The sequence below is a fragment of the uncultured Bradyrhizobium sp. genome (assembly GCF_947648125.1).
In the GTDB taxonomy this organism is placed as follows: Bacteria; Pseudomonadota; Alphaproteobacteria; order Rhizobiales; family Xanthobacteraceae; genus Bradyrhizobium.
The window spans coordinates 1-13,496 of record NZ_CANSMR010000037.1 but is presented as its reverse complement, the minus strand read 5'-3'; the positions used below and the strand labels follow the sequence as shown (position 1 = coordinate 13,496).

At 65.1% G+C, this 13,496-nt stretch carries 12 protein-coding genes and 1 tRNA gene; 3 read left to right on the top strand and 10 right to left on the bottom strand.

Features of this window, described 5'->3' with window-relative positions; genetic code table 11:
• Window positions 1-177: 177 nt before the first annotated feature.
• Both Q0030_RS36210 and Q0030_RS36205 read right to left on the bottom strand, forming a co-directional pair.
• A complete protein-coding gene (locus Q0030_RS36210; protein ID WP_298378520.1) occupies window positions 178-660 on the bottom strand; it encodes a MaoC family dehydratase in 483 nt (160 codons plus the stop codon).
• An 8-nt stretch (window positions 661-668) separates the two neighbouring features.
• Window positions 669-1,127, bottom strand: a complete 459-nt coding sequence (locus Q0030_RS36205) for a MaoC family dehydratase (RefSeq protein ID WP_298378517.1) — start codon at window positions 1,125-1,127, stop codon at window positions 669-671.
• Window positions 1,128-1,447: 320 nt separating this feature from the next.
• On the opposite strand from Q0030_RS36205, the gene Q0030_RS36200 reads away from it, so the two are divergent.
• On the top strand, window positions 1,448-1,744 hold the full coding sequence (locus Q0030_RS36200) for a DUF4282 domain-containing protein (RefSeq protein ID WP_050404422.1): 297 nt from the start codon (window positions 1,448-1,450) through the stop codon (window positions 1,742-1,744).
• A 406-nt stretch (window positions 1,745-2,150) separates the two neighbouring features.
• On the opposite strand, the gene Q0030_RS36195 is transcribed toward Q0030_RS36200, so the two are convergent.
• Window positions 2,151-2,831, bottom strand: coding sequence for a ParA family protein (locus Q0030_RS36195; protein WP_021081815.1), 681 nt, complete (start codon window positions 2,829-2,831; stop codon window positions 2,151-2,153).
• Window positions 2,832-2,865: 34 nt separating this feature from the next.
• On the opposite strand from Q0030_RS36195, the gene Q0030_RS36190 reads away from it, so the two are divergent.
• A complete protein-coding gene (locus Q0030_RS36190) occupies window positions 2,866-3,000 on the top strand; it encodes a hypothetical protein (RefSeq protein ID WP_298378511.1) in 135 nt (44 codons plus the stop codon).
• A gap of 11 nt (window positions 3,001-3,011) precedes the next feature.
• On the opposite strand, the gene Q0030_RS36185 is transcribed toward Q0030_RS36190, so the two are convergent.
• From Q0030_RS36185 to Q0030_RS36165, 5 genes are all read right to left on the bottom strand, one after another.
• Window positions 3,012-3,329 (bottom strand): hypothetical protein, encoded by a 318-nt coding sequence (locus Q0030_RS36185; RefSeq protein WP_298378508.1) that lies wholly within the window; start codon window positions 3,327-3,329, stop codon window positions 3,012-3,014.
• A gap of 229 nt (window positions 3,330-3,558) precedes the next feature.
• Entirely contained in the window at window positions 3,559-3,879 is a 321-nt protein-coding gene (locus tag Q0030_RS36180) for a hypothetical protein (RefSeq protein ID WP_298378505.1), read from the bottom strand.
• A gap of 172 nt (window positions 3,880-4,051) precedes the next feature.
• A tRNA-His gene (locus Q0030_RS36175) sits at window positions 4,052-4,128 on the bottom strand.
• A 187-nt stretch (window positions 4,129-4,315) separates the two neighbouring features.
• Window positions 4,316-4,753, bottom strand: a complete 438-nt coding sequence (locus Q0030_RS36170; protein WP_074130367.1) for a phasin — start codon at window positions 4,751-4,753, stop codon at window positions 4,316-4,318.
• A gap of 263 nt (window positions 4,754-5,016) precedes the next feature.
• Window positions 5,017-5,415: a phasin family protein gene (locus Q0030_RS36165; RefSeq protein ID WP_298378497.1), complete on the bottom strand. Its 399-nt coding sequence runs from the start codon at window positions 5,413-5,415 to the stop codon at window positions 5,017-5,019.
• 363 nt (window positions 5,416-5,778) lie between these two features.
• Between Q0030_RS36165 and Q0030_RS36160 the strand changes: the two genes are divergently transcribed.
• Window positions 5,779-9,696 carry a PAS domain-containing protein gene (locus Q0030_RS36160; RefSeq protein WP_298378494.1) on the top strand — a complete coding sequence of 1,306 codons (3,918 nt, stop codon included), beginning with the start codon at window positions 5,779-5,781 and terminating at the stop codon, window positions 9,694-9,696.
• Between the two features lie 199 nt (window positions 9,697-9,895).
• On the opposite strand, the gene Q0030_RS36155 is transcribed toward Q0030_RS36160, so the two are convergent.
• Window positions 9,896-11,626 carry a vWA domain-containing protein gene (locus tag Q0030_RS36155; protein ID WP_298378491.1) on the bottom strand — a complete coding sequence of 577 codons (1,731 nt, stop codon included), beginning with the start codon at window positions 11,624-11,626 and terminating at the stop codon, window positions 9,896-9,898.
• Window positions 11,627-12,728: 1,102 nt separating this feature from the next.
• The gene (locus Q0030_RS36150; RefSeq protein WP_298378489.1) at window positions 12,729-13,445 is read right to left on the bottom strand and encodes a GNAT family N-acetyltransferase; all 717 of its coding nucleotides are present in this window, start codon (window positions 13,443-13,445) and stop codon (window positions 12,729-12,731) included.
• Between the last annotated feature and the right edge of the window lie 51 nt (window positions 13,446-13,496).

Here is a 13,496-nt window from a genome sequence, read left to right as displayed (position 1 = left end):
GGCCCACGTGCAAGGCCAAGTGTTCGCCCAAGTGCTCGTGCCCCCAGCCATAAGGCAGGGACAAAGGTTCAAAATGCGTTAGCAAAAAATCAGTTCCACGCAACGCACAACTACGTCGGCAGCAGAAGTAGCTGCCGACCATGGCGTCCGTGCAACATCAGAGGCGCTGGAGCAACATCAGGAACCGGGATTCCGGCGCGGCACGAAGGCGGTCGCGAGGAACGAGAACACCACCTCATTGCGCTGATTGACGCCGGTATTGCGGGCTTGAATGATGCCCCATTCCGGCCGCTTCTCGGACGTGCGCTTGGTCTCGACCTGGTTGGTGAAGCTGATGATGTCGCCGGCCAGCACCGGGCGGATCCAGCGCAGCTCGCGGAAGCCCGGCGAGGGTCCCCAGACCGCGACCGTCTCGCCGCGCGCGGCAGCTTCTGCGGCGAGTTGCTTGCCGTCCGCGACGAGCAGCTTCATGCAGACGCTGGCAACGTGCCAGCCCGATGCGGCGAGCCCGCCGAACAGCGACTTGCGTCCCTCCTCCTCGTCGAGATGGAAGCGCTGCGGATCGAACTGCGCGGCAAAGCGCTTGATGTCCTCGGCGGTGAAGGTGAATGAGCCGAACGCGCGCTGGGCGCCGATTTCCATATCTTCAAAAAAGCGCATGATGTCTCCTATGCGCTCAAAGCGTCACGGCAGCTGATCATGATCGGCGCCTCCATCTCGCACAGCATCTCGCCGCGCGCGTTGCGGATCGTGCTCTTGAAGGTCACGATGCCGGTCTCGGGTCGGCTCTTCGAGACCCGCGCTTCGACGACATCGACATCCAGCGTCAAATCGTCGCCCGGACGCAGCGGCGCCACCCAGCGCATCTCGTTGACCCCGGGCGCGCCCAGCGAGGCGGTGCGGCCGATGAAGCCGTCGAACATCATCCGCATCATCAGCGAGCCGAGATGCCAGCCCGAGCCCGACAGGCCGCGGAGCATGGATTTCTTCGCCGCCTCCTCGTCGAGATGCATCGGCTGTGGGTCGAATTCGGCGGCAAAGGCGAGGATTTCCTCGCGCGAAACATGGCGCGGGCCGAACGTGCCGAAACGGCCGGGCTTGAAGTCTTCGAAGGTCAGCGTGGTCATTGGGTGAGGATATGCTGGAGGGAAGCCCGATTGTGGCCGTTATTTGCAGCAATCACAACCAGCCCACTCGCATAGCTCGCCCCTGGACTGCCGGCGCCCGGTCCCGGGCCTGGCTTTGGCGAGACCGATTGGGCTTCTGCGGTATCGATCCCTCTGGGTGCGGAGGCGCTTGGCGCCGTCCCGAACCATTGGCCCGGCGAGACGCCTCGTCCTGACGGACGCCTGCTGCGCGGGCTGCCGGGACGAAGTGATCACGCCGGGGGTGACGCAGTAGGATGCACGCGACGCGAATCATATTTCGGCTGGCCGGGAGAACCATGATGTTCGATTTCCAGGATCTGTTTCAGTGGGACCGCTTCATCACACCCACGATCATCAAGACGTTCTACTGGCTGGTGATCGCGGTCATCGTGCTGTTCGGGATCTCCGGCATCCTGTGGAGCCTCACCGCGATGGCGATCAGCCCGTTCGTCGGCTTCATCCAGCTGCTCGCGTCGATCGCCAGCGTCTTCGTCGGCATCGTGTTCTCGCGCATCGCCGCCGAGTTCATCCTGATCGTATTCCGGATCAACGAGCATCTCGGCGCGATCCGTGATCGCGACGGAAGCATGCACTGAGGCTTTTCGGCCTGCCGCCCCGGCTGTGGTTAATCCGAAGTAGCCCCCGCGCGCAAATGCCAGCGAAATTCCGAGCGGGATCTTAAAACCGCTCGCGTATCAGTCTCCGCATTGCGCTTAAGATCAACGCGGGGGCGTCGTGAATTCCAGGAGTGTTTTTTTTGCCGTGAGGCCGGGTGCCGAGCCGGGTTTTACGACCGAGGATATTCTATGGGCTGTCGGCATCTGGTCGGTGATCCTGACCCTGGCGCCGGTGATCGTGTTCTATCTGCTGATGGTGGCGTAACGCCATCCATCGCGTCATCGCCAAAGTCAGCGAGGCAATCTGCGATTGCCTCGTCGCTTCAGCACACAAAAAACGCGCGACTGCCGCGCGTTCTTTCCAGTTCGAACCAAAGCGGCGTTGTTACGCCGCCTGCTTGTGCATCGCGCCGGACGCCGACGCCGTGCCGCGAATTGCCTTGATCGAACGTTCGATCGCGGCCCACAGCCGATTGATCTCGGCAGCAGCGCGGCCTTCCGCATAATATTCGCGGGCGCCTTCACCCTGACCGAGCGCCATCAGAAGGTCGGCACGGTTGGTGATCTGGCCGCTCCACACCGGTGCGCGGAATTTCGCCAGCGCCTCGCGCGCGATCGCGACGATGCGGCTTTCGGCGCCATCACGCTGCGCGGGCGCACCGTTGATCACGACGGCGTAGGGCTTGCGCATCGAGCGGCAGGTCTGAATCGTTTCCTGCACCGCGTTGACGTCGAACACGCCGGGCCGCGCCGGAATGATCACCATCGTGGCGTTCTTGATGGAGTCGTCGACCACGGCCGACAGATTCGGCGGCGTGTCGATGAACACCCATTCGATACCGTCGCGCTTGGCCTGGGCAATGATCCCGCTGACCGAGTTCACCGCCGTCTTGATCGCCGGCTCGTTGGTGCCGCGCAATTTATGCCAGAGCGTCAGCGAGCCCTGCGGATCGGCATCGATCAGCAGACAGGGCTTCGTTGCCTTGTGCACTTGCGCGGCGAGGTGAGCAGCCAGGGTACTTTTTCCCGAGCCCCCCTTACGCGAAGCGAAAACAATCACGTTCATACGTTGGCCTCCAGATTGACCCCAGGAGGCGAAAATGAATCAGCACGCTGATTCGCGAAAGAAGAAACTTCTTGCAATCCGCAAAGCGGCCAAGATTACCGGTGCATTCTGCTTTTTGAGTCACACTCAACTTATGACACAACTGAAAATGGAAGCGCTAAGCGTTTGATATGACTCACCCTAGCGTTTTTCGGCAGTCTTGGCGCGCTGGCGCGCGATCCACTTGCGCTCGATCCAGCCGAGCAATTGCGCCGTCGGTTTCTGCAAGAACGGGACGTCCTGCGCGAACAAAAGGAGTCCGAGCGGCAGCATCCAGAGTCCGAGTACCGGCAGGAAGCTGAAGATGCCGCCGATGATCAGGAGGATCGCGAGCGGAATCCGCACATAGCGCGACGACGGCTTGCGTAGCCACGCGACGAAACGCGCCGGCCCTTCCGGAAGCCTGGCTTCGAACCAGGCGAAGTGCCGATCGATCTCTTGCTTGTCGTATTCGCTCACGCGCCTCACTCCATCCGTTCCATCGCGCAACGGATTCTGCAAAACAACTCAAGCCCCAGAGATGATGCTGCGTGACAGCGTCACAAGGCGTCAGTCTGTCGCGCATGACGATCTTGAAATCGCCGCCGCATGATCCTGCGCGCGAAGCCACACCGGTTCGCGTCAAGACAACGCGCCGGGCTCGCGGCTCTCGCGTGCGCGCGATGGGAAGCAGATCGATGGGCCGACATCAGTGGGTGGACTTCTTCGCCTTGTGCGACTTGGAGACCTTCCGCTTGGCAGGCCGCCGCTCGCTCGCCTCACGCGGCTCGGGATCTGCGCGGAAGAACACGCGGCAGGCCGGCGACAGCTGTGCCCTGTTCCTGATCATGCAGGCCGTGATGCGATCGACATCGGGAATCTCGGGGCCACAAAGCCGGAACGCATCCGGCGTACAGGCCTGCTGCTGGTCGGGCGTGTAAGCCTCGCCTCGGCCCGGCAGCAGCAGCGCGGCAAAGGCGATCCCTGATATCAACGCAAACGAAAAACTCCTTGAACCGGCGGTCCCCATGCATCCCCCCAAAGGTGTCACTAGGCGTCGTTAAGGCGTCGTTTCGCGGAGTGTGGGTGAAGGCACGCAGAAGTGCAAGCGGGCGAGATGACACGCCCACGGCGATCAAGGAGACGGCAAGCGATCTTGCGATGGCCTGAACTTCCGATGTCACGGTGGGTGATCATGTGGATGGTACAGTTGGGTGGGCTCGAACCACCGACCTCCTGTTCCACAGACAGGCGCTCTAACCAACTGAGCTACAACTGCATCCTGACGCACGGCCCCGCAAAAAGGGGGCGGCGATTTCGGCGGAAACTAGGTGCAACGCCCGCCTTTGGCAAGGCCGTAACGCGCTGATTTCCGCTCTTATCTCGGGCCAATCCACGGCCCCCGTCCAGCAAAAAGGCCCGGACCGCTTCGGCCCGGGCCTTCCGCTATCTCATGCAGGCCGAGATCAGGCGGCCGGCTGCTGGTAGAACTTCGAGGCGCTGGCCTTGATCGGCTCGGCGGTCTCGCTCGCGACCTTCTGGCCGAGCTCGGCCAATTCCTTGGCCTGCGCGGTGTAGGTCTCGAACTGCTTGCGGGCGTGCGAGGTCCACAGCTCGACCGCTTCGGTCGGCGACTTCACGCTGAACAGCTCCTGGGCGAAGTCGAGCGACGAGGTGGTGTTGGCCTTGAAGAACTCGATCAGCTTGGCCGAATACGCGGTGGCGCCCTTGTTCATCGAGGTGAACACGGCCTCGACGGTCGAATTGTGGGTCTCGGCAGCATCCTTGAACTTGGCGTAGCTGTCGCGGGCCTGCAGCACGCCCTTTTCGGCGAACGCACGCACCTGCTCGGGAACTTCGAACGGGATGATCGAGGCGGAGAACGGATCGGACGGGTTGGTCATACGTGTAATCCTTCGCAACGGGTGAGTAGATGTGACCATTGCGGACGTCCCGGAGACACAAGGGCCGGGAACGTTGAAATGGATCACGCTGCCTTGATTCACGGGAGTGCCCTTCGTCGGGCGCGCCTAATAAACACCCATATCATGTCAATTTTGTGCAACGCAACGTACGATCGCGTGCAACGCCACATTTTTTATGTGGCGGAATATGGGATTACCGCGCCCGACCGGGGTCGGGCCTGCCACACTCCGTGAGCTCTTCGTTAGCTCTTGGGCTTGACCGCATCCATCGCGGCACGGCTGACGGCCTGGCCCATTTCGCTGGCCTGCTCGGCGAGCGAGCGCATCTGGCCCTGCACATATTCGCTGTGCAGCCGCATCACCTCGGTGAGGTCCTTGGCCTTGAGCAGCGACTGGGCGTAGTCGAGCGACGACTGCACGTTCTTTTCCGCGTAGCCGAGCGCCTTGGCGGACAGCTCCTTGGCGCCGGCGCGCACCGTGGCGTTGCGCTCCTCGATCTTGCCGGCGGTGTCCCGCGCGTTGGTCACGAATTGCTCAAAGGCCTTGCGCGCCTGATCGAAGCTCGCTTCCGCCATCGAGCGCATGTCCTTGGGAATCTCGAACTTGGGAATCTCGAAATGGTCACGCCCGTTGTCGCTCATGGTCGCTCTCCCTCGCTTGGTGATCGGCCCGCCGGTAGGCCCAGCGTGCCCAAGATAGAATACAAGGTAGAATAGACGGAACGCTATATCGTGGCACTGCAATCGCAGGTGTGACGCGGCGCCGCCCTGGTTCCGCAACACACTGTCGCAGCCGCCTTTCTCCGCCCGACAACGTCAAACGGCTGTGGATCGTTCAACCAAGTTAACGTTATCCCGGCTTAAGCCGGGGCACCCTGGCCGCGGACATGGACCTGCCGCCCCCCAGTTGCGATACTAACCTTCTGTTAAGGCTGTCGTCCTGCGGCCGCCGGCGCTCCGGCAAAGCTAAGGAAGAAGCCAAACCATGCGGTCAAATCTTGCGTGATGAGTGACGCGGAATTCCAGATCCTGGCGCTGGGCGATGTGAGGCTGGCGGACCATGCGTCGGGCTCCCTGCCGGCATGGCTGTGGTCGGCCGACGGCGCACGGATTCTGTGGGCCAATCCGGTCGGCGCGCAGGTATTCGGTGCCGCCAATGGCGCCGAGCTGGCGAAGCGCGTCTTCGGCCCTGCCGATCCGCATCGCCGCCAGGTCGCGCGGCTCGGCTACCGCCTCGACGCAGGCGGCGCGGTGCGGCTGGAGCGGCTGCGCGGGTTTGGCGCGACGCCTGGCATGCTCGCGACCTGCGGCTGCAGGCGGATCGAGCTATCCGACGGCAGCCACGGCATCCTGATGACCGCGCTAAATGGCTCTGGCCGCAACATGCCGCTCGCCGAGCGCTTGCTGCGGCTGGTGCAGGGCTTGCCGCGTCCGGCGGCCGCCTTCAACGGCGACGGACTTTTGATCGCGACCAACGAGGCGGCGCGTTTGCTGCCCGGCCTGCACGATCTCACCGAAGCCGGCCTCGATGCCGCGCGCGACGAAGCGCTGGCGCAGGGCCGCGCGGCGGCGAGCGTTGCGATCGGCCGCGTCGTGCTGCAGCGGATCGGCCGCGGCGCCGATCGCGCGCTGATCGCGCTGATCAAGCCGGCGGCGCATCTCGCCGCCAAACCGGCAGCGCCGATCATGCCTGAGCCGGTTGAGCCGGAGACGGCTGCACCGGAAGCTCCGGTACGCGCAGCAGCGCCGCAAGAGGCCGCCGCAGTCGAGCCACCACCGGCATCGGCCGCCGTCGAACCGCCAACGGCGCTTGCAGAAGCCGCCGCGCCAGCAAGCGAAGCGCTGGCCACCTTCACGCTGTTCGATGCACTGGATCCGCAGTTGGAAGAGCGCGGCGCGATCGCACCGATCATCGCCCCGGCTGATTCCGAGCCTGAGGACGCTGCTCCATCTCCCGCGCCGGAAGAGACGTACGTCGAGACGGCGCCCGTCGCGACCGCGGCATTCGACACCACGCCTGACGAAACTCCCGCCGTCGAGGAGCCAATATCGGAAGCGCTGATCGAGGTGCCCGCCGGGGCCCAGGTCGAAGTGCCCGCGCACCTTGCTCCACCGCTCACGTCGGCCGAACTGGCGCATCTCGAGCCAGCACCGGTCGAGCCCACGCCTCTCGACACCACGCCTGACGAAACTCCCACGGTCGAGGAGCCGCTCTCGGAAGCTCTGATCGAGATGCCCGCTGCGGCACCGGTCGAGGAACCCAAGCCGGAGCCTGCGCCCGATCTCGAAGAGACCGCACACGCGCCCGCTGCGGAAACATCGGCGCCACCGGCCGAGCCCGTGCCCTCGCCCTATGCGATCGCGGATGCGCCCCCTCCACCGCCTGCCGCCGAGCCGGAGCCGGCGACGCTGGCGCCGATGCCGCCGCCGTCCTGGCTCGACGAGCCGTTGCCGGTGCGGCGGCATCCGCTGCGCTTCATGTGGCAGATGGACCATGAGGCGCGCTTCTCGCTCGGCTCCGACGAATTCACCCGCCTGATCGGCCTGCACACCGCGGCAGGCTTCGGCCGTCTCTGGAGCGACATCGCCGAGAGCTTCGGCCTCGATCCCGAGGGCCGCGTCCTCAAGGCGTTCGCCAGCCGCGACACCTGGAGCGGCATCACGCTGCACTGGCCAGTCGACGGCGGCGGCCGGCTGCCGGTCGAACTGTCCGGCCTGCCGGTGTTCGATCGTTCCAGAAATTTCGCCGGCTACCGCGGCTTTGGTGTGTGTCGTGATCTCGACGGGCTTGCGCGACTCGCCGCTTTGCGCCGCTATGAGTTCTTCAGCGGCTCGATCGCGCCGCGATCGCTGTCGGCCGACGCCGCGCCGGCGCCGCGCACCGCTGCGCCGCCCGGTCCTGCCGCGCCGCATGATGTTTCTCCGCCGCACGCGGAGCCGCCGCCCGACCCGACCGCAGCACCACCCGAGGAATTGACCGAGCCGAGCGCAACAGAGACTTCACACCAAGCCGATCCGGATCACGCCGTGGAAACGCACGAGGAAGCGCAGGAGGCGCGTCACGACACACCGCAGAATGTGGTGCCGTTCCGCCTTGCCGGCGATACGCGGCCGCCATCGCTGACGCCGGTCGAGAACAACGCCTTCAACGAGCTCGCGCGCCAATTGTCGGCGCGGCTCGAGAGCGAGGCCGGACTCACCGCGACGACGAACGAGAGCGCCGCCACGGAGGCGGCTGCCGAAGCGCCGCTCGCCGGCGAACCGCCGCAGGAGGTGGAGGCGCCGCCGAGCCGAGAGACCGCAGCGCAACTGGAGACGCCGGCCGACGCGCCAAAGGCTGGTTGGCTCGCCGCGACGGAACCTGCACCGCGCGGAGAGTCCCGGCGCGACCGCGCGCTGCTCGATTTGCTGCCGGTCGGCATCCTGATCTACCGGCTCGACCGCCTGCTCTATGCCAACCACGCCTTCCTCGCGCGCATGGGCTATGACAGCCTGCACGCGCTGGAAGCCGCCGGCGGGCTCGACGCGCTCTATGTCGAGCCCGGCGTCTCGCAGGCGAGCAGCAGCTCCGGCACCGGCACGCCGGTGACGATCTCCGCGAACCAGAACGCGGACGACGGCGCGCAGTCAGTGTCCGCGGAGGCGCGGCTGCACACCATCACCTGGGACGACGATTCCGCGCTGGCGCTGATCTTCTCGCGCACGCTGGACGAAGACTCCGCGGTCGCGGCCGCCCTCTCTGATCCCGAACCCGATCAGGAGCCTGTGGCTGCCGCGGAGCCGGTGCTGGCGCCGCTACCGCCGCAGGCCGGCCACGCCGACGCCGAGGAGCTCGGCGCAATCCTCGACACCGCGGCCGAAGGCATCATCATGTTCGATGCCGAGGGCAACATCCATTCCTGCAACCGCAGCGCCGAGGCGCTGTTCGGCTATGACGGCGACGAGTTCATCACGCACAATCTCGCCGACCTGTTCGCGCCGGAAAGCCAGCACGGCATCTTCGACTATCTCACGAGCGTGAAATCGGCAGGCGTCGCCAGCCTGCTCGACCACGGTCGCGAGACGCTCGGCCGCGTGCGCCAGGGCGGCATCATCCCGCTGTCGGTGACGATGGGCCGTACCCGCGCCGACGGCCCGAACTTCTTCGCCGTGTTCCGCGATCTCTCGCAGACCAAGAAGAGCGAGGGCGAATTGCGCGAGGCGCGGCGGCTCGCCGAACGCGCGGCGAACGCCAAATCCGACATGCTGGCGCGGATCAGCCACGAGCTGCGCACGCCGCTCAACGCCATCATCGGCTTTGCCGAGGTGATGATCGGCGAGCGTTTCGGCGCGCTCGGCAACGAGCGCTATGTCGAATACATGAAGGACATCCGCGCCTCCGGCGAGCGGGTGATCGCCATCGTCAACGACCTGCTCGATCTGTCACGGATCGAGACCGGCAAGCTCGATCTCGCCTTCACCAGCCAGAACCTCAACGAGATGGTGGAGAGCTGCGTCGCTGTCATGCAGCCGCAGGCCAACCGCGAGCGCATCATCATCCGCACCTCGCTCGCGCACACGCTGCCGCCGGTCGTCGCCGATGCCCGCGCGTTGCGCCAGATCACGCTGAACCTGATCGGCAACTCGATCCATCTCGCCAATGCCGGCGGCCAGGTGATCGTCTCGACCGCGCTGTCGGATTTCGGCGAGGTGATGCTGCGCGTGCGCGACACCGGCCAGAGCCTCAACGACAACGAGGTCGCCGCCGCACTGGAGCCGTTCCGCGCGCCGACGCCCTCCGATCAGGCCGGCTCCGGCGGCGTCAGCCTGTCGCTGACCAAGGCGCTGGTCGAAGCCAACCGCGCCAAATTCCAGATCCGCACCGGCGGCCGCACCGGCACGCTGATCGAGATCGTGTTCTCGCATGCTGCGGCGAGGGTGTGATTCGCGAGAGCGAGGCGCGCGTGTAGCGCACGCAAGGCGACCACCGGCCGAAGGGCTCCCTCTCCCGCTTGCGGGGGAGGGTCGGGGTGGGGGCTCTCTCCGCGAATCATATCGTGGAGAGAGCCCCCACCCGGCGCTACGCGCCGACCTCCCCCGCAAGCGGGAGAGGTGCAGTCGTTCCGTCGCTAGGTTGTCCTAACTACTGCTTGATCTCCAGCGTCTGGCGCTTGCCGGCGGCGATCGAGAACGGCTTTTCCGCTTTCTGGCCGTCGGCATAGGTGGCGACCGCGACGTAGTCGCCGGCGCTGAGCGCAACGTTGGTGGTCGCCTCATAGCTCACCGAGACGCGCTTGCGCTCGTCATTGATATCGCGCTCGGCGCCGTAGATGTCGATCTCCTGGGCGCCGTCGGCCTTGATCCCGACCACACCGGCATTGAGGTTGACGGTGATCCGGGTCGGCGCGCCGGACTTCACCTCCGCGCGCGCCGTACCCTTGGCCTCGCCGACCGTCACCATCACCTCGTAGCTGCCGCCGGGCAGATCGAACTTCGATTCGGCGTCGTATTCCTGCGCGACCTTCTCGCCCTCGTCACCGTCGGCCTTCGCCGGCTGATGCACGGCAACCACGAGGTCCTTCTCGACCTTCGGGCCGCCCTCGGCATAGGTGGTGGTGACGATCAGCTTGCCGACGTCGAGCGTGAGCTGGACGTTGCTGGAGTCGCCCGCGGCGACCACGAACGGCTTGCTGGTCTTCGACTGCCCCTTGGTCAGGGTCAGCGTATAATTGCCTGCGGCGAGCACGAAGCGCGGCACCGCGTCGTATTCCTGCGCGATCAGTCTGCCGCCCTTGTCGGAGACCTGCCAGACCACGTCGTCGACCTTGCCCGCGCCGCCGGCCACCGAGCCCTCGCTGGTGACGTAGCCGGCATCGAGGATGACGTCGAGCGCGGCTGGCTTGCCGTTCTCGACCTTGAGCGGAAACTCGCGCTTGAGCTGCCGGTAGCTCACTTCCACGATGTAATCGCCGGGTGCGATGTTGTCGGCGAACGGCGCACCGTAGAAGGTGTTGACGTGCTCACCCTTCTCGCCTCCGGCGCGCTTGTAGACGCCCCAGTTGACGTCCTCGTCACTGATCGGATCGAGCCCTTCGGCGAGCCGTGCCACGCCGCGGAGGTTCTTGCCGAGATAGGGATCGGCGGCCGCCGGCTTCGGCGGTGCCTCGCTGGCGACCTTGGTGCCTTGCGTCGCCGCCACCGCCTTGGTCAGTGCGCCGGTCAGGCTCGCGGCGTTGCCGGCATCGAGATAGACGCCGCCGGTCGCGCGCGCGATGCATTGCAGCTGGCTCTTCGCTGCGGGATCGGCGACGTCGAGTCCAATCACGTGCGCGGTGAAGCCGATGCCGGCCTTCTTCAGCTCGGCCGCGGCCGCGCACGGATCCGGCGCGCAGGTCTCGATCCCGTCGGAGACCAGGATCACGTTGGCCTTGTTCTCGGTCGAGTGCAGCGCCTCGGCGGCAGCACGGAGCGAATCCGAGATCGGCGTCTTGCCCTTCGGGTTGATGCCGTCGATCGCGGCCTTTATCCTCGCCGGATCGAACTTGCTGACCGGCACCATCAGCTCAATGTCCTTGCAGTCACCCTTCGAGCGATGGCCATAGACCATCACGCCGAGACGATCGGCGGGATTCCATTTCGACAGGATGGCATCGACCGCCTGCCGCGCAGCGGAGATCTTGCTCTGCCCGTCGACCAGGCCCCACATCGAGCCGGATGCATCGAGCACGAGAATGGTGTCGGTCCCCTGCGCTTGAGCTTGAGCTTGAGCTTGAGCTTGCGCTTGCGCTTGCGCCTGCGCGCCATGGAGTGACAGCAACGCCAGGCCAAGCGACAGCAGGCCGGCAACGAACGAGCGGCGAAAAATTTGAATCACGGATCAATCCTCGATGATGGAGACAATCGGGGGCAAAAGACGGCTGCGAGGTGCGGAGTGTCTTGAGATCATTTGCCGCAGCCGGGTCCTACTTCGATCCCGATTTTGTTTTTGTTGGCCTGTAGTGCTGGCGCGACACGAATCCAGGAGCGCGCAACGAAATGCCAAAACGCCTTCAGTCAGCACAACTTGTGTCTGGACGCTTGGCCTGACGCGACACGCGTTTGGACTCATGCGACACGCAGACGACGTATGGATTGTGCCGCAAGCTGCGCGCCCGGCTGGCGATGTGAGCGTCATCACAGAGCGGCGCGTGCACGCCACCATGCAGAGGTCGACGCCCTGCATGCGACAAAACAGCCCGACGGGCAACGCAGCAAAACCTGTCAAGCCCACGCAATCAAAATATTTCGGTTTATCGGAATGGCAACTCGATGTATGGTCTGCGCGTCTCACCCGATCGAGGGGCGCTTGCGCATCGTCACGGGTGTTGCGGTGAGATGCGGTGGACGCGGATCATGCCAGAGACGAAAGCATGTGAAGCGGACGGCGAAGTCGTGTGGTCCTGACGCCCTAGCGGCAGGTGTCTTTTCGCAAAACGCGAAAGCGTTTTTGCGGAGACGGTGACAAACAAGCCCAGTCTCGCCGGGGAGAGCACGAAGTAAGCCGTAACCCATCGCGCAGGGAAAGCCGGGTAGTTTCCGGTTACACCTGTGGTCCTACCTCCCGCGTTTTTTATTACGCGGGACCCATGGGTGCGATCGGCACCCGGCTTTCCCTGCGCCCTCTTCAAGAAAGAGGGCGGAACGAAATGCAAAGCTCGGGCAATCATGTCGCGAGAATGCGAAGCTGCGTCCCCACTCACACTGTTATCGCCGGGCTCGACCGGGCGATCCAGTACGCCGCGACTTCTCGATTCAAGCACCGGCGTCTCTGGAATACTGGATCGCCCGCTTTCCGGGCGATGACACCGAGGTGAAATACGCAATGATGATGCGTCGTATCGCGCGAGACCATCTTCATCGTCGTCCCTGCGCAAGCAGGGACCCATAACCACCAATGCTGATTGTTACGCGATGCTGGGACGACGAGTCCCCCTCCACTACACAAGCCGCGGAGTACGGGTCCCTGCTTGCGCAGGGACGACAGCGGTGTATGTGGCCTCGCCTCTCCCTCGCATCTCCCGCGCAAATCGGCGAAAACCCGGCGCGCCGGTCAGCGCTTCGAATGCCGCGTCGCGCTTCTCCTCGGCGAAGGCAAAGCCGGCCTTGGCGTAGCAGCGCTCGGCCGCGTGGTTGCCGATCACGAACGAGATCGATGCCCGCGAATAGCCGGCAGCCTTGCCGTCGGCGAGCGCGCGGCCGATCAGGGCCTGCACCAGACCGCCGCCGCGATAGGATCCCAGGTTTGCGACGTGCTCGATCAGCCAGTCGCCCTCGCCGCCCTGAACCCAGCAATTGCGGGCATAGCCGCCGCGCGCGACGATGCCGTCGGCATCCGCACCGGTCTCGGCCGCGACCTCCTCGATCGCCGCGCGTGCCGCCACGACCGTTCCGGAAGCGGGCATGGCGCACAGCGCGGCAGCCGGCACACCGTCGACCTCAGCGATCAGGAAATGGGCGACATGGTACCATGAGCGCACGCGCGCCACGGCGAGCCGCGCCATGAACGCGAGGCACTCCTCTTCCGGCCGGTCGAGCGCGATGTCGAACCAGCCGCGCGGCAACGGACCACGCTGCGCGGCCAGCACGATGCGGGCGATGAAGCCGGCGTCGTCGGATCGTGCGGGACGGATCGAGGATCGTCCCGCACCCAACATCTCAGGTGTTCGTCAGCGCGACGCGGAATTCCGCCTCGGTCTTGGCCTTGA

Coding starts and splice junctions, on each gene's coding strand:
- Q0030_RS36190 (WP_298378511.1), top strand. CDS start 2,866: ATGAATCAGCACGCTGATTCGCGAAAGAAGAAACTTCTTGCAATCCGC.
- Q0030_RS36205 (WP_298378517.1), bottom strand. CDS start 1,127: ATGACCACGCTGACCTTCGAAGACTTCAAGCCCGGCCGTTTCGGCACG.
- Q0030_RS36150 (WP_298378489.1), bottom strand. CDS start 13,445: ATGTTGGGTGCGGGACGATCCTCGATCCGTCCCGCACGATCCGACGAC.
- Q0030_RS36210 (WP_298378520.1), bottom strand. CDS start 660: ATGCGCTTTTTTGAAGATATGGAAATCGGCGCCCAGCGCGCGTTCGGC.
- Q0030_RS36195 (WP_021081815.1), bottom strand. CDS start 2,831: ATGAACGTGATTGTTTTCGCTTCGCGTAAGGGGGGCTCGGGAAAAAGT.
- Q0030_RS36180 (WP_298378505.1), bottom strand. CDS start 3,879: ATGGGGACCGCCGGTTCAAGGAGTTTTTCGTTTGCGTTGATATCAGGG.
- Q0030_RS36170 (WP_074130367.1), bottom strand. CDS start 4,753: ATGACCAACCCGTCCGATCCGTTCTCCGCCTCGATCATCCCGTTCGAA.
- Q0030_RS36160 (WP_298378494.1), top strand. CDS start 5,779: ATGAGTGACGCGGAATTCCAGATCCTGGCGCTGGGCGATGTGAGGCTG.
- Q0030_RS36165 (WP_298378497.1), bottom strand. CDS start 5,415: ATGAGCGACAACGGGCGTGACCATTTCGAGATTCCCAAGTTCGAGATT.
- Q0030_RS36200 (WP_050404422.1), top strand. CDS start 1,448: ATGTTCGATTTCCAGGATCTGTTTCAGTGGGACCGCTTCATCACACCC.